The organism is Streptomyces sp. R21 (assembly GCF_041051975.1).
GTDB lineage: Bacteria > Actinomycetota > Actinomycetes > Streptomycetales > Streptomycetaceae > Streptomyces.
Window position 1 is genome coordinate 2,238,341 of record NZ_CP163435.1, and the last position, 14,883, is coordinate 2,253,223.

Annotated in this window: 13 protein-coding genes; 4 read left to right on the top strand and 9 right to left on the bottom strand. The window is 70.9% G+C overall.

Going from position 1 to position 14,883, the window contains the following annotated elements:
- The 5 genes from AB5J56_RS10165 to AB5J56_RS10185 form a co-directional block, all read right to left on the bottom strand.
- The gene (locus tag AB5J56_RS10165) at window positions 1–1,566 is read right to left on the bottom strand and encodes a PucR family transcriptional regulator (RefSeq protein WP_369232189.1); all 1,566 of its coding nucleotides are present in this window, start codon (window positions 1,564–1,566) and stop codon (window positions 1–3) included.
- A gap of 149 nt (window positions 1,567–1,715) precedes the next feature.
- Window positions 1,716–3,002, bottom strand: a complete 1,287-nt coding sequence (locus AB5J56_RS10170; RefSeq protein WP_369232191.1) for an aspartate aminotransferase family protein — start codon at window positions 3,000–3,002, stop codon at window positions 1,716–1,718.
- Window positions 2,999–3,841: a nitrilase-related carbon-nitrogen hydrolase gene (locus AB5J56_RS10175; protein ID WP_369232193.1), complete on the bottom strand. Its 843-nt coding sequence runs from the start codon at window positions 3,839–3,841 to the stop codon at window positions 2,999–3,001. The genes AB5J56_RS10170 and AB5J56_RS10175 overlap by 4 nt, the downstream gene beginning before the upstream one ends.
- Before the next feature lie 189 nt (window positions 3,842–4,030).
- The gene (locus AB5J56_RS10180) at window positions 4,031–4,705 is read right to left on the bottom strand and encodes a hypothetical protein (RefSeq protein ID WP_369232195.1); all 675 of its coding nucleotides are present in this window, start codon (window positions 4,703–4,705) and stop codon (window positions 4,031–4,033) included.
- Between the two features lie 998 nt (window positions 4,706–5,703).
- A complete protein-coding gene (locus AB5J56_RS10185) occupies window positions 5,704–5,955 on the bottom strand; it encodes a helix-turn-helix domain-containing protein (protein WP_369232197.1) in 252 nt (83 codons plus the stop codon).
- Window positions 5,956–5,987: 32 nt separating this feature from the next.
- On the opposite strand from AB5J56_RS10185, the gene map reads away from it, so the two are divergent.
- Complete coding sequence (map, locus tag AB5J56_RS10190) at window positions 5,988–6,755, top strand: type I methionyl aminopeptidase (RefSeq protein ID WP_369232199.1); 768 nt, start codon at window positions 5,988–5,990, stop codon at window positions 6,753–6,755.
- 75 nt (window positions 6,756–6,830) lie between these two features.
- On the opposite strand, the gene ggt is transcribed toward map, so the two are convergent.
- On the bottom strand, window positions 6,831–8,648 hold the full coding sequence (gene ggt, locus AB5J56_RS10195; RefSeq protein WP_369232201.1) for a gamma-glutamyltransferase: 1,818 nt from the start codon (window positions 8,646–8,648) through the stop codon (window positions 6,831–6,833).
- Window positions 8,649–8,752: 104 nt separating this feature from the next.
- Here ggt and AB5J56_RS10200 point away from each other — a divergent pair, with 104 nt between their 5' ends.
- Together AB5J56_RS10200 and AB5J56_RS10205 are read left to right on the top strand one after the other, a co-directional pair.
- Window positions 8,753–9,514 (top strand): hypothetical protein, encoded by a 762-nt coding sequence (locus AB5J56_RS10200; RefSeq protein WP_369232203.1) that lies wholly within the window; start codon window positions 8,753–8,755, stop codon window positions 9,512–9,514.
- A 207-nt stretch (window positions 9,515–9,721) separates the two neighbouring features.
- Window positions 9,722–11,290, top strand: coding sequence for an alpha/beta fold hydrolase (locus AB5J56_RS10205; protein ID WP_369232205.1), 1,569 nt, complete (start codon window positions 9,722–9,724; stop codon window positions 11,288–11,290).
- Window positions 11,291–11,361: 71 nt separating this feature from the next.
- On the opposite strand, the gene AB5J56_RS10210 is transcribed toward AB5J56_RS10205, so the two are convergent.
- The 3 genes from AB5J56_RS10210 to AB5J56_RS10220 form a co-directional block, all read right to left on the bottom strand.
- Entirely contained in the window at window positions 11,362–11,511 is a 150-nt protein-coding gene (locus AB5J56_RS10210; protein ID WP_369243181.1) for a hypothetical protein, read from the bottom strand.
- A 58-nt stretch (window positions 11,512–11,569) separates the two neighbouring features.
- Complete coding sequence (locus AB5J56_RS10215) at window positions 11,570–12,313, bottom strand: amino acid ABC transporter ATP-binding protein (protein ID WP_369232207.1); 744 nt, start codon at window positions 12,311–12,313, stop codon at window positions 11,570–11,572.
- Window positions 12,314–12,462: 149 nt separating this feature from the next.
- The gene (locus AB5J56_RS10220) at window positions 12,463–12,903 is read right to left on the bottom strand and encodes a DUF6278 family protein (protein ID WP_369232209.1); all 441 of its coding nucleotides are present in this window, start codon (window positions 12,901–12,903) and stop codon (window positions 12,463–12,465) included.
- 177 nt (window positions 12,904–13,080) lie between these two features.
- On the opposite strand from AB5J56_RS10220, the gene AB5J56_RS10225 reads away from it, so the two are divergent.
- Window positions 13,081–14,880: an SGNH/GDSL hydrolase family protein gene (locus AB5J56_RS10225; protein WP_369232211.1), complete on the top strand. Its 1,800-nt coding sequence runs from the start codon at window positions 13,081–13,083 to the stop codon at window positions 14,878–14,880.
- Window positions 14,881–14,883 lie beyond the last annotated feature (3 nt).

Consider the following 14,883-nt stretch of genomic DNA (forward strand, 5'->3'; position numbering starts at 1 on the left):
TCACCCCTGTTGCGCGTCGTGCGCGAGCAGCGCGATGTGCACCGACGCGGCCTGCTCGAAGTCGTCGAGGTCGACACCGAGGCGGGCCTGTATGGCCTCCAGACGGCGGTAGAGCGCGGGCCGGCTGACGTGGTGGAGCTGTGCGGTCCGCGACTTGTTGCGGCCGGTCGCGAGGTACGTCCGCAGCACGGGCAGCAGCTCCGACTCCGCGTCCCGCCCGCACAGCAGCCCGTCCAACTCCCGTTCCGCGAAGGACTGGACGTGCGGGTCGTCCCGCAACAGCCGCACCAGACCGCGCAGATGGACGTCCCGCAGCCGCACCACCGCAGGGAGGTCGAGGGCGGCGGAGTTCTCGGCGACGGCGGCGGCGACATGCTGGGCCTCGCGCAGCCCCGCGGGCACGTCGTCCCAGACGGTCCGGGGGTCCGCGGCGGCGACGACCGTGCCCGGCGCCCCGGATTCCGTCCGCAGCCGGGTGGCGAAGTGCGCCGCGAGCGTCTCCGCGTCCTGGTCGCGGGCGAGGCTGAGCAGCACGGCGGTGGCCCCGTCGGCCACTTCGGCGACCAGTCCGGGCAGCCCCAACAGACGCAGGACGCGGTCGAGTTGGGCCGGGTCGCCGTCGCGGACGACCAGCGGCACGAAGGTACGGCGGTTGACCGGGAGTCCGGCGGCGCGGGCCCGGGGCAGCAGCTGGCGGGCGGGTACGACGCCGGAGACGAGGTCGGTCAGCAGGCTCTGCGCGGACTCCTCCTCCCAGGTGTGCACGGACCCGCCGAGCATCCGGTGCAGCACGAGGGCCTCGGCGGCGCGGTCGGCGAGCAGCCGCCCGGTGGCCGCGTCCCCGCGGTACCCGCACAGCACGATCCGGCCCCACCGCTCACCGCGCCCGCCCAGCTCGGCCCGCACCCAGCCGTCGCCCTCGCTGCCGCCGGCCTGCCGTGCGATGCGCTCCCAGTCGCGCAGCACGTCGTCGACCGCGGACCGCTCCCCCGCCGTGGCGAGCACGCGGTGCGCGAGGTTGGTGACGACGACCGGGCAGGCGGCGTGCCCGGCGATCTCGTCGAGCATGCGCTGCAGCGGGGCGCCCGTGGTGATCAGCCCGGTGAGCGCGGTCCGTACGGCCTCGGAGAGGCTGACGGCGGCGAACTTGCTGCGCACCAGCCGGGACTGGACCTCCTCCGTCAACTCCGCGAAGGGGAAGGGCCGGTGGAGGACCACCATGGGCAGCCCGCACCGCTCGGCGGCCCGGCGCATCACCTCCGGCGGGGTGGGGAAGGCCCGGCCGAGTCCGAGGACCACGGCCGCGGCCTCCGCGCGGTGCAGCGAACGGATGTACTCGGCCTGGGCGTCCGGGTTCCCGGCGAGCAACACCCCCGTGGTGAGGACCATTTCACCGCCGGTGAGCATCACGCCGACGTCGGCCGCCTCGGCGACGTGCACCCAGCGCACGGGCCGGTCGAGGTTGCCGGCACCGGCCACCACCTCGGGCTCTCCGGCGAGCACCCGGTCCAGCGAGAGGACCTGGCGTACCGACAGGGCGGGTTCCAAGGAGGAGGCGGTGGCCATACAACGTTCCCTTTTTTCTGAAGGCTCGGTTCACCTCCGGGGCGCAGAAGCCTGTGTCGAGGGACCGATCGTGCTCGACCCTTCGGGCCTCCGCGCGTTCGATCCCTCGACACAGGCGCGCCCCTTCGGCTCACTCGCCCTGCTCTTTCTCACTGCTGGACACTCCTCAGGGCACCTTCCAGGATCGCCGCGCCCTCCTCCGCCTCCGCGACGGTGAGGGAGAGCGGCGGTGCGATCCGCAGTGCGCTGGTGCTGTGGCCGCCGCCCTTGCCGATCAACAGGCCTTCCTCGCGGGCCGCTTCGAGCACGGCCGTGGCGGCGTCGGGGTCCGCCTCGTCCGTGCCGGGTTTCACCAGCTCGACGCCGATCATCAGCCCGCGCCCGCGCACCTCCCGTACGCCCGGGTGCTGCGCGGCGATCGCCCGCAGCCGCTCGATGAGCAGCCCGCCGACGCGCCGGGCATTGCCCTGGAGGTCGTGTTCGAGGAGGTAGCTGAGGTTGGCGAGCCCCGCGGCCATGGTGATCTGGGTGCCGCCGAACGTCGAAATGGAGTTGGAGTCCAGGCAGTTCATGACCTCGGCGCGGGCGACGACCCCGCCGATGGACATGCCGTTGCCGATGCCCTTGGCGAAGGTGAGCATGTCCGGCGGGCCCGAGGCGGCGTGTGCCTGCCAGCCCCAGAAGTGCTCGCCGGTGCGGCCCCAGCCGGTCTGCACCTCGTCGGCGATCCACAGGATGCCGCGCTCGGCGAGCACCTCGCGGAAGGCGGCGTACAGCCCGTCGGGCGGCGAGGTGAAGCCGCCGACGCCCTGGATGGGCTCGGCGATCAGCGCCGCGGGCGGGCGGACGTGGCCGAGCAGGTCCTTGAGGTCATCGACGCAGGCCGCGATGAAGTCGGCGTCGCTCAAGTGCGCGTACGGGCCGCGGGTGCGGACGCCGCCGTGGACGTACAGCGTCTGGAGCGGTGACAGCGAGGTCGGCGACCAGCCCTTGTTGCCGGTGATGCCGACCGCGCTGAAGGAGCGGCCGTGGTAGCTGTTGCGCATCGCCAGGATCTGGTTGCTCTGCCGGTACGACGTGGCCAGCAGCAGGGCAGTGTCGTTGGCCTCGGTGCCGGAGGTCGTGAAGAAGACGCGTGCGTCGGGGATGCCTGACAACTTGGCGACGCGCTCTGCGAGTTCGACCATGGGCCGGTTGAGGTAGAGCGTGGACGAATGGATGATCCGCCCGGCCTGCTCGGTCACCGCCTTCGTCACCTCGGGCAGCGCGTGCGCGGTCATCGTGGTGAGGATGCCGCCGAAGAAGTCGAGGTACTTGTTGCCCTGAGCGTCCCAGACGTGCCGGCCCTCGCCGTGCGTGAGCTCGATGGGGTCGGCGTAGTACGTCGCGAGCCAGTCGGGCAGGACGGCCTGGTGGCGCGCGTACAGGTCGGTCACGGCTGCACCAGCCCCTCGTAGGCGTCGGGACGTCGGTCGCGGTAGAACGCCCACTGCTGTCGCACTTCCTCGATCAGGTCGAAGTCGAGGTCGCGGACGACGAGTTCCTCGGCCTTGTCGCTCGCCCTCTCCCCCACGAACTGGCCGCGCGGGTCGACGAAGTACGACGTCCCGTAGAAGTCGTTGTCCCCGTACTCCTCCTCGCCGACCCGGTTGATCGCGGCGATGAAGTACTCGTTGGCGACAGCGGCGGCGGGCTGCTCCAGCTGCCAGAGGTGGGCGGAGAGGCCGCGAGAGGTGGCGGACGGGTTGTAGACGAGTTGAGCGCCGTTCAGACCCAGCTGCCGCCAGCCCTCCGGGAAGTGGCGGTCGTAGCAGATGTAGACGCCGACCTTCCCCACCGCCGTGTCGAAGACGGGCCAGCCGAGGTTGCCCGGTTTGAAGTAGTACTTCTCCCAGAAGCCCTTCACCTGGGGGATGTGGTGCTTGCGGTACTTGCCGAGGTAGGTGCCGTCGGCGTCGATCACGGCCGCGGTGTTGAAGTAGAAGCCGGACTGCTCGACCTCGAACACGGGCACGACGATGACCATGCCTGTCTCGCGGGCCAGCTCCTGCATACGAGTGACGGTCGGCCCGTCGGGCACGGGCTCGGCCCAGCGGTAGTGCTCGGGCTCCTGGACCTGGCAGAAATAGGGCGCGTTGAAGACTTCCTGGAAACCGATGACCTTGGCACCCTGCCGGGCCGCCTCGCGGGCGTGCTCCTCGTGCTTGGCGACCATGGATGCGGTGTCGCCGGTCCAGGTGGCCTGGACCAGAGCGGCACGTACGACGTTGGCCATGAGCTGCTCCTTCGGCGGTTACGTCAGAGCTTCTACGCCCGTAGACAAAGGCGGTAGAGGCTTGAAAGTAAGCCTCATGGACAGCCTTGCCAAGACCATCGTCGTTAACCCGCTGAGTCGATCACGTTTCACACCCCCCTGGGTGAGCGCTACGGCGTGATCCCGGCCCTCAGAGCCTGTGTCACGCGCTCAGGCGGTGAAGCCCGCGACCCGCAGCGCGTGGACCAGATCCCAGTGGCGTTCCTCCGAGACGCCCCGGGCGGCCTCCAGCAGGAGCGGGACGAGACGCTGCGGGTCGCCCTCCACGCTGCGGGCCGCCTCCTCGGGCGTACGCATGCGTACGTAGGCGTCCAGGAGCGCGCGGACCTCGCGCCGGCGGCCCTCGCCAGTGAGCGCGAGCACGGCCTCGCCGATCTCCGGGGCGGGCCGTACGACGCCCTGCCGCAGCATCTGGTGTCCGTCCCTCGTGCGGCCCGCCGCGACGAGCGCGTCCGCGGCGGCGACGAGCCGGGCGGCGGGCAGCGAGGCGGCCTCCCACAGCAGCGCGGCCCAGTCCGCGTCGAGGCCCGCGCGGTGCAGCTCGGCGGCGAGCAGCGGGAAACGGGCGGGGGGCCAGTACGCGGCCTCGACCAGCATGCCGTGCGCCTCGCCGCTGCGGCCCTCCCTGCGCAGCCGGATCAGCGTCTCGACTGTCTCGGCGACGGCTCGCCCCGCGCCCTCGTCCAGCGGCTGCTGTGACCGTGGCTGCTCCGGCTCCTCCGCCGCCCCGGCGAAACGCGCGCCGCGCGGGGTACGCCGGGACGGGGCGGCCGGCGCGGCCACGGCGGGCGCCGCCACCGGGACCGCCTCCGGGGTCTCCTCCACCTCCATCCCGGCGAAGCGGGCACTGCCGCGGGGGCGGCGCTTGGAGCGCTGCTTGGGGGCGCGAGCGGAGACGGGGGGCTCGGGGGCCGCCTCGGGAACGGTGGCGCGGGGCGGGGCGGTGGGGGGCGGATGGCTCCGGGCTCTGGGGGTAGGGGCCGGGTACCGCCGGGCTCCGGTCGTACGAGTCGGCAGCGGACGCACCGGGCCGGCCGGGGTCGGCCAGCGGAGAGCGTGGCCCCGTCTGCGGGGGGACCATCGGGCGGGACTGCGGGTCCGGGGCGCCGCCGGGCTCCCGTACCTGGAACACGTCGTCGGCCGGCCCGGCCGGGAAAGGCAGCGCGCCCTGCGCATGGGTGCGCAGGGCGCGTCGGTCCAGGTTCTCCACCCGGGCGCGGAGTTCGGCGCAGCGGGCCGTGGCGCGTTCATGGTCGTCGTGGGCCCAGGCGAGGTCGAGGCGGACGGCCTCGGCCTCCTCGTGGGAGGCGGCCTGCCGGAGCAGCTGCCCCAGCTCGGCCTGGCGTTCCGCCGCGTAGCGCTGTTCGCGGAGCATGACATCGAGACGGTCACGGAGGGCGTCCCGGCCGCCGGGCCGGGCGTCGTACGCGGCGAGCGAGGCGTCGTGCAGGGCCCGGGCCCGCTCGGCCTCCGGGCCGGCGGCCCCGGCACCGTAATCCGCGGAGAGGTCCTGGAGGAGCGCTTCGACGACGTCCCACGGCGGTACTTCCCAGCCGTTCAGGCAGGCCCGCATGCCGTCGGGGTCGCGCTGCCAGAACACCGCGCACCAGCCGCCGCCCTGATCGAGCCGTTCCATCAGGCCGTTCAGATACCTCGCGAACTCCCGTACCTGCCCCGGAAGTTGTTCCACGGCCATCACACAGCTCCCCGACAGACTGGAGTACTCCGGTCCGCCAGAAAACACCGCTCGTGTTACGGAAGGACTACGAGGAGTTTTCGGACCGGACGCAGAGTGCTGTGATCCCCCGGACAGTTGGTGTGCGTCACACCTCGGCCGGCACGCAGTCGCCCGCCAACTGGTCCATCGACAGGCCGAGTACGCGGGCCAGCGCGGCCACCGTGAAGAACGCCGGAGTCGGGGCCCGGCCGGTCTCGATCTTGCGGAGGGTCTCGGCGGAGAGTCCTGCGTGCGCGGCGATCTCCGTCATGCTGCGGCCGCCGCGGGCCTCGCGCAGCAGACGGCCGAGGCGCTCGCCTCGTTCACGCTCTTCGGGGGTCAAGGGGGTGCGTACCATGCACCCATTCTAATACCGGTATAGTAATTGGCATGGTGGAACTGAAGACGGACACATCGATCGACGCCATGTACGCGGCCGGCCAGGTGGTCGGCCGGGCCCTCACGGCGGTCCGGGAGGCCGCGGACGTGGGCGTCTCCCTTCTGGAGCTGGACGAGGTGGCGCACGGAGTGCTGCGCGAGGCGGGGGCCGGATCGCCCTTCCTCGGCTACCGGCCCTCCTTCGCGCCGACGCCCTTCCCCGCGGTCCTCTGCGCCTCCGTGAACAACGCGATCGTGCACGGCATCCCGACCGGCTACCGGCTGCGCGACGGCGACCTGGTCTCCATGGACTTCGGCGCCGAGCTGGACGGCTGGGTGGGCGACTCGGCGATCAGCTTCATCGTCGGCAAGCCGCGCGCTGCCGACCTTCGCCTCGTGGAGACCGCCGAGCGCGCCCTCGCCGCGGGCATCGAGGCTGCCGTCGTCGGCAACCGCATCGGCGACATCGCGCACGCCATCGGCACGGTGTGCCGCACGGCGGGGTACGGCATCCCGGACGGCTTCGGCGGCCATGGCGTGGGCCGCCGTATGCACGAGGACCCGGGGGTCCCGAACGAGGGCCGCCCCGGCCGCGGTCTCCCGCTCCGGCACGGCATGGTCCTCGCGATCGAGCCCATGCTGATCGGCGGCGGCACCGACGGCTACCACGCGGCCCCCGACGGCTGGACCCTCCGCACGAACGACGGCTCCCGCGCCGCCCACGCGGAACACACGGTGGCGATCACGGACGCGGGGCCGCGCATCCTGACGGCACGCTGAGCGCCGCACCTCCAGAGGATGGCGCACGGCACCGACAATCCACCGTGCGCCACCTCCGAGCTGCTACGACGGCCGCTACGACTCCGGAGTCACCACCATCGCCGAGCCGCCGCCCCGCCGCACCTTCTCCGCCGCCGCGAGCCACTTGCCGCCCGGCAGCCGCTGGACGCCCGTCGCCGCGCCGATCTCCGGGTTCAGCTTGAAGGCATGGCCGATGGACTGCAACTGGGTACGCAACTCGCTGTTGTACAGGCCCGGTTCGAGTTCCGTGGTGGCCGCGTTGCGCTGACTGGCGCGCGGGGCCGCGATGGCGTCCACCAGCGGAAGACCGCGGTCGAGGAATCCGGTCAGGGTCTGCAGCACGGTCGTGATGATGGTGGCGCCGCCGGGTGAACCGAGCGCCACCACCGGCCTGTTGTTCGCGTCGAGGACGATCGTCGGCGAGATCGACGAGCGCGGCCGCTTGCCGGGGCCGGGCAGGTTCGGGTCGTGCACGGCCGGGTTCGCGGGCGTGAAGGAGAAGTCCGTCAGCTCGTTGTTGAGGAGGAAGCCACGGCCCGGGACCGTGATGCCACTGCCGCCGGTCTGCTCGATGGTCAGCGTGTAGGCAACGACGTTGCCCCACTTGTCGGCCACCGTCAGGTGCGTGGTGTTCTCGCCCTCGTACGTCGTCGGGGCCGCCGTACCGCCGGAGGCGCAGGCTGCCGGGTGCTCCGGGTCACCGGGCGCGAGCGGGCTGGTCAGCACCGCGTCGTCGTGGATCAGACAGGCCCGCGAGTCGGCGTACTTCTGCGACAAAAGCTCCTTCGTCGGTACGTCCTCGAAGGCGGGGTCGCCCACCCAACGCCCTCGGTCCGCGAACGCGATCCGGCTCGCCTCGATGTAGTGGTGCAGGTACTGCACCTCGCTCGCCTTCGAAAGGTCGGTCTTCTCCAGGATGTTGAGCGCCTCGCCGACCGTGGTGCCGCCGGAGGAGGAGGGCGCGATCGAGTAGACCTTCAGACCGCGGTACGACGTCTTCGTCGGCGCCTGCTGCTTCGCCTCGTACGCCTCCAGGTCCTTCGTCGACAGCTCGCCCGGGCGGGCCTTGTAGCCCGAGGCCGGGTCCACCGGCGGCTCGTTGACCGTGTCGACGATCTCCTGACCGAGGTCACCGCCGTCGTAGATCGCGTCGACGCCCTCGCGGCCCAACTCCTCGTACGTACGCGCCAGATCGGGGTTCTTGAAGGTCGAGCCGACCACCGGGAGCGAGCCGCCCGGCAGGAACAGCTGGGCCGTGTCGGGGAAGTTCCTGAACCGGGCCTGGTTGGCCTCGGTCTGCGAACGGAAGGTGGAGTCGACGGTGAAGCCGTCGCGGGCCAGCCGCTCGGCGGGCCGCAGCAGCGACTTCAGCCCCTTGCTGCCCCACTCGTCGAGGGCGGTCCCCCAGGTGGCCGGCGTACCGGGCGTGCCCACACCCAGCCCGCTGGTCACCGCGTCCGCGAACGGGATCGCCTTGCCGTTCTCCACGAAGAGGTCGGAGTCGGCGGTCGACGGGGCCGTCTCGCGGCCGTCGATCGTGTGCACCGTTCGGGACTTGGCGTCGTAGTAGACGAAGTAGCCGCCTCCGCCGACACCCGAGGAGTACGGCTCGGTGACGCCCAGCGCGGCCGCCGTGGCGACCGCCGCGTCCACCGCGTTGCCGCCCTTCTTCAGGATCTCGATCCCGGCGGCGGAGGCGTCCGCGTCGACGCTCGCGACGGCACCGCCGTAGCCGACGGCGACCGGCGTCTTCTCCGTGGCAGCCGTCGTGTTCTCCGTGACAGCCGTCGTGGGCGGTGCCGCCGCACCGAGCGACATCACCGCCACCGAAACCGCCAGGACCGTCACATTCCGCACAAGAGGGCGACGCATGCGTACCTCCAGTCAACAGCTGTCCGCGCAGCGTAACTTCACCGGCATGCTCCCGTCAGGACCCCCTCGAACACCGGTCCGGGCGCCCGCTAGCATGCGCGCCCATGAATGACGACGTGCGCAACATCGTCCTGGGGGTGCTGGCGGCCGGCATCAGCGCCACGCTGGGCTGGGCCGCCAGGACTTATCTGTGGAAGCGCCGGCTCCGCCGGAAGCAGGCCTTCTTCGGGCTGCCCGACAACTCCGAGTCGCTGATGGTGGTCCCGCGCGACCCGGCCAGCGCGGAGCTGGCGGTGCACCGCATCGACGTGTTCGCGCTCCTGGAGCTCTCCGCGCTGATCAAGGACTGCGGCGCGCACGCCCAGATCGTCAGCCAGGACACGGCGCTGCAGGGCTTCGGCGAGCGCACCGAGTTCTGCGTGGGCGGCCCGTCCTCCAACCGCCGGATGGCCGCGCACATTTCCGCTCTGCTGCCGGGCATCCGTTTCAACACCGATCCCGAACCCGGTCCGGACCGGGCCGCGTTCCAGATCGGCAGCGAGCGCTACCGCATGGAGGCGGGCACCTCCGAGCACGTCATCCTGGCCCGGCTCACGACCAGCGAGCCGCAGCAGTCGCGGCCCGCCTTCCTCTTCTGCGGCCAGCGCGCGATCACCAACCAGGCGGCGACCCGCTATCTCGCCCGCAACCACGAGCGGCTGGCCCGCAAGCACGGCAACAACACCTTCGTACTCCTTCTGAAGGTCGTGAACTCCCAGGCGTACGGCCCCGATGTCGTCGAACTCGTCGCGGATGTGACGCGTGCCGCCCAGACACCGCTGCCGACTCCCGCGCCGCCGCGCAACTCGCACCGGGCATCTTCCTGAGCCGTCCCCGCAACGAGAGAGACCCCTCCGCTTGCGCGCGGAATGAGCACTTCAGCAGGGGCGACGCACACGAAAGGAGCCATCTCGCTCACGAAATGAACACTTCAACAATCGTTACCCGTGCGTAACTTACTCACGGGTTACCTCCGGTAAGAGACCACGGTTACCGTCGGGTCACTTTGCAGTGACACGAGTGAGGAGTGACCCGTGGGACTCTCGCGCAAGGCCCTGCGTACGACCGCCGTGGGCGCCGTATCGGCGACACTGATCGCCGGCACCGCCCTCGGGCTCGCCCCCACCGCCCAGGCGGCGTCGTCCGGGGTGGACTTCGTCGACATCACCGGTGACGGCGGCACCGTCCTGAAGGCCAACGTCGTCAAGCCCGCCGGCGCCGACGGCACGCACCGCTACCCGCTGCTCGTGATGCCCACGAGCTGGGGTCTGCCACAGATCGAGTACCTGGCGCAGGCCCAGAAGCTCGCGGACTCCGGCTATGTCGTGGTCACCTACAACGTGCGCGGCTTCTGGCAGTCGGGCGGAGAGATAGAAGTGGCGGGCCCGCCCGACATAGCCGACGCCTCCAAGGTCATCGACTGGGCGCTCGCCAACACCCCCGCCGACGCACAGCACATCGGCATGGCGGGCGTCTCCTACGGTGCCGGGATCAGCCTGCTCGCCGCCGCACACGACAAGCGGATCAAGGCGGTCGCCTCGCTGAGCGGCTGGGCGAACCTGATCGACTCGATCTACTCGGGCCGCACCCAGCACACCCAGGCGGCCGGCCTGCTGTACGGCGCGGGCACGATCACCGGGCGCCCCAGCGCCGAACTCCAGCAGGTCTTCCAGGACTTCTTCGCCTCCAACCTGTCCAAGGAACAGGACATGCTCAACTGGGGGGCGAAACGTTCCGCCACGACCTACCTGGACCAGATCAACGCGGGCGGCGCCGCGATCATGATGGCCAACGGCTGGGGCGACACGATCTTCCCGCCCAACCAGTACGCCGACTTCTACGAGAAGCTGACCGGCCCGAAGCGACTGGAGTTCCGCCCGGGCGACCACGCCACCGCCGAGCTGACCGGACTGTTCGGGCTGCCCAACGACGTGTGGACGGACACCGAGCGCTGGTTCGACCACTACCTCAAGGGCGACGACAACGGCATCAACCGCGAGCAGCCGGTCCAGCTCAAGTCCCGCTCCGCGGGCGGCTACGAGGGCTACCCGGACTGGAAGTCGGTCGGCGCGACCCAGCGCAAGCTCGCCCTCTCCGGCACCACGACCATCCACACGAACGTCGACTCGGGCGCGGACGGCGGGGTCGTCTTCCTCTCCAGCATCCTCGACCAGCTCGCCCAACTGCCCCCGGTGGCGTCGATCCCGCTGCTGCCGCGCTACTGGGCGGCCGTATGGCAGTCGGAGAAGTACGCGAGCGCCCAGCAGGTGCGCGGCACCGCCAAGCTGCACACCACGCTCACCCCGACCAAGGAGAGCGGCACCCTCGTCGCCTACCTGTACGACGTGGGCCCGCTCGGCCTCGGCAAGCTGGTCAGCAACGCGCCGTACACCTTCCACGGGCGTACGCCGGGCAAGCCGTTCGGCGTCGACCTGGAACTGTTCTCCACGGCCTACGACGTCCCGGCAGGGCATCGTCTCGCCCTGGTCGTCGACACGGTCGACCCGCTCTACATCGAGCACAACCCGTCCGGCGCGCAGCTGACCTTCTCCTCGCCGGCGAACGACCCGTCGTACGTGTCGATACCGCTGCGCGAGCAGTGATCTCCGGCTGCTGCCGGGCGGGCCTGGCCCTGTGGCTGCTGCACGCCCCCGCATCGCGGGGGCGTGGGGGGTCACCCCGGCAGCAGCGTCCCTGGTGCGGTCCCGATGTTGATCGGCGAGATCACCATCACCACGGGGACGAACGGCAAATCGTAGTCGAGGTCGGCCGCGATGGGCTTCCCGGCATGGCAGTTCGGGATGCCCCGGAACTCGAAGGGCATCCACTTCGGGTAGGTGAACGGGTCGGTGTCGTACGGAACATGCGATGCACTCCCCCGCTCAGTGCTTGAGGATCTTGGAGAGGAAGTCCTTGGCGCGGTCGCTGCGCGGGTTGGTGAAGAACTCCTCGGGGGTGCGGTCCTCGACGATGCGGCCGTCGGACATGAAGACGACACGGTTGGCCGCGGAGCGCGCGAAGCCCATCTCGTGGGTGACGACGACCATGGTCATGCCGTCGCGCGCGAGTTGCTGCATGACCTCCAGGACCTCGTTGATCATCTCCGGGTCGAGGGCCGAGGTCGGCTCGTCGAACAGCAGCGCCTTGGGGTCCATGGCGAGGGCGCGGGCGATGGCCACGCGCTGCTGCTGGCCGCCGGAGAGCTGGGCGGGGTACTTGTCGGCCTGGGAGACGAGGCCCACCCGGTCGAGGAGTTCGCGGGAGCGCTTGTCGGCCTGCTCCTTCTTGCGCTTGCGGACCTTGATCTGAGCCAGCGAGATGTTCTGCAGAACTGTCTTGTGGGCGAAGAGATTGAAGGACTGGAAGACCATCCCGACCTCGGCACGGAGCTGCGCGAGCGCCTTGCCCTCGTCCGGCAGCGGGACGCCGTCGAGCTTGATCGAGCCCGAGTGGATCGTCTCGAGCCTGTTGATCGCCCTGCACAGGGTTGATTTGCCCGACCCCGACGGGCCGATGACCACGACCACCTCCCCCTTGCCGACGGTGAGGTTGATGTCCTGAAGGACATGCAGCTCCCCGAAGTACTTGTTCACGTCATGCAGCTCGATCAACGGATCGACAGCCATGCCCGGCCCTACCCACTCTCAACTGTGTCGCAGTTGCCGCAAACTATCCAGACAAGAAGGGACTTAATACTCGACACGCACTTTTCGGGCACTAGGCGTATTTATCGAGTTCTACGTTTAGCGCCACTCTCCGTACGCGAGCGTTCGCCCTACGCTTCCGACACCTCCGCGTACAGCTGCGACAGTTCGGGGGCGCCGCTGGACGCCCAGGTGTGCCCGGTGGCGACCACGTCGATCTCGCGACCGGAGGCCAGCCGCACCACCGGCTGGCCGTTGGGCCAGATGTCCCAGACGGCGCCGGGGATCGTGCGCACGATCACGGTGCCGAGGTAGAGCCCGGCGTCGTTTCCGAGCCAGGGCAGGATCTCCTCGTCGTCCCGCCAGCGTGGCACCAACTGGTCGAGAGCCTCCAACGAGGCCGCGGAATCGTCGAGTTCGACCCCCGCCTGGTGCGCCTGGGAGCGCAGCAGTTCGCATTCGGAGAGGAGTTCGGCGATGCCCTCGTGATCATGCTCGCCGTCGGAGAACACCGCGACGCCGAAGGCGGGGCCGCGCTTCTTGCGCCAGTTGCCCAGGAAAGGGATGTTCATACTCCCAGCGTGACATTCACGCCGTCCCTCGCACCACAGGCGCGCGGACCCGCCCTTCGCAGGGGAGTTCGCAGGGAGTTCGCGCCAACTCGGCACCCGCCTCATTGACGGGTCCGCGACGCATCCTTAACTTCATGGCGCATCTGTCACCTCGCCGGAACGGGAGAGGGGGCGCGCGTGCGCCGCAGCGTCTGGGGTCGGGCCGTCGTGCTCACGCTTCTCCTGTCGCTCCTGTCGCTCATGTCGCTCATGTCGCTCATGTCGCTCCTGCCCGTGGGCGCGGCAGCGGCGGTGACCGACGCCGGGCCGCTCCCCCTGGAGAGGCTCTTCGACAACACAGCGGTCAGCGACGACTTGTGGCCTACCGGGGCCGACTTCGACGGCTCGGGCGGCTCCTTGTCGGCGCAGGATCTGACCGCCGCGGGCTGGACGCCGGGCCGCGCACTGACCGTGCAGGGCGCACGGCTGACCTGGCCGCGGCGCGCGGCGGGCGAGCCGGACAATGTGCGCGCCGACGGCCAGGCGGTCCGCGTACGCGGGCGCGGTGACGCGCTCGCCTTCCTGGTCGCGGGCACGGGCGGCGCCGACGTGGGCGGCACGGGCACGGTGCGGTATGCCGACGGCGGCAGCTCCCCGTACCGCCTGACCGCCCCGGACTGGCGCACCGGCCCGCTCGGCGCGTTGGCCGTGGCGCTGCCGCACATCAACACGCCCGACGGTCAACTCGCCCTGAAGGCACGGCTGTACGTCGTGACCGTGCCGCTCGTACGAGGGCGCGAGGTCGCGTCGGTGCAGCTGCCGGAGGCCGACGCGCTGCATGTGCTCGCGCTGTCCGTGCGGGCCTCGACGCCGGGCTGGACGGGGAGTTGGGCTGCCTCGTCCTCCGGCTACCCGGCCGTCGGTCCCTGGACGGACCGGACGCTTCGGCTCGTGGTGCACACCTCCGCGGGCGGGCCACGGGTGCGGATCCGGCTCGACAACACCTTCGCGGCGACGCCGGTACGCATCGGCAGCGCGACGGTGGCGGTGCAGGCGGCCGGCGCGCGCCCGGCGGCTCCACCGGTCCCGCTCGCTTTCCGAGGTGCGGCGAGGGCCGAAATCCCCGCGGGCGCCCAGGCGTTCAGCGATCCGGTCGGCTTCGAGGTGCCCGCCGACGCCAATCTGCTGGTGAGCTTCCACCTCCCCGGGACGGTGACGGCGGCGCCGGTGCACCGGCTCGCGGTCCAGCGGTCGTACGTCAGCGATCCGGGCGACCACACGGGCGACGACTCTCCGGAGGCGTACACGTCGACGATCACCAGCTGGCCGCTGCTGACCGGCGTGGACGTGGGCGGCGGGCCCGGCTCGGTGGTGATCCTCGGCGATTCGATCACCGACGGCGAGAAGTCCACGCAGGACGCCAACCACCGCTGGCCCAATGTGCTGGCCGCACGTGTGCTGAACCAACATGTGGTCCCGCGCTATGGCGTCCTCAACCAGGGCATCTCGGCGAACCGTGTGGTCAGCGACCGCTATCCGGGCGACGGGGTCTCCACCGACACAGGCGGGGTCAGCGCGCTGCACCGCCTGGACCGCGATGTCCTGGCCCAGACCTCTGGACGTACGGCGATCGTCTTCCAGGGCGTCAACGACGTCCGCTGGGGCGCGTCCGCCGACCAGGTCGTCGCCGGGCTGCGGGAGATCGCCGCCCGCGCCCACTCCCGCGGGCTGCGCGTCCTGGCCGCGACCATCGGCCCCTGCGAGGGCGAGTCCCTGTGCACAGCGGCGGCGGACACACAGCGGACCGCGGTGAACACCTGGATCCGCGACAACGCCGAGTTCGACGGCACGCTGGACTTCGACGCGGTGCTCCGCGACCCCGCCCATCCGGCACGGCTCCTGCCCGCGTACGACAGCGGGGACCATCTGCATCCGGGAGACGCGGGGCTGGCGGCGCTGGCGGACTCGGTGGACCTGAGGCTGTTGGCAGGGGCGTGAGGC

Coding starts and splice junctions, on each gene's coding strand:
- map (WP_369232199.1), top strand. CDS start 5,988: ATGGTGGAACTGAAGACGGACACATCGATCGACGCCATGTACGCGGCC.
- ggt (WP_369232201.1), bottom strand. CDS start 8,648: ATGCGTCGCCCTCTTGTGCGGAATGTGACGGTCCTGGCGGTTTCGGTG.
- AB5J56_RS10220 (WP_369232209.1), bottom strand. CDS start 12,903: ATGAACATCCCTTTCCTGGGCAACTGGCGCAAGAAGCGCGGCCCCGCC.
- AB5J56_RS10200 (WP_369232203.1), top strand. CDS start 8,753: ATGAATGACGACGTGCGCAACATCGTCCTGGGGGTGCTGGCGGCCGGC.
- AB5J56_RS10175 (WP_369232193.1), bottom strand. CDS start 3,841: ATGGCCAACGTCGTACGTGCCGCTCTGGTCCAGGCCACCTGGACCGGC.
- AB5J56_RS10165 (WP_369232189.1), bottom strand. CDS start 1,566: ATGGCCACCGCCTCCTCCTTGGAACCCGCCCTGTCGGTACGCCAGGTC.
- AB5J56_RS10215 (WP_369232207.1), bottom strand. CDS start 12,313: ATGGCTGTCGATCCGTTGATCGAGCTGCATGACGTGAACAAGTACTTC.
- AB5J56_RS10185 (WP_369232197.1), bottom strand. CDS start 5,955: ATGGTACGCACCCCCTTGACCCCCGAAGAGCGTGAACGAGGCGAGCGC.
- AB5J56_RS10210 (WP_369243181.1), bottom strand. CDS start 11,511: ATGCCCTTCGAGTTCCGGGGCATCCCGAACTGCCATGCCGGGAAGCCC.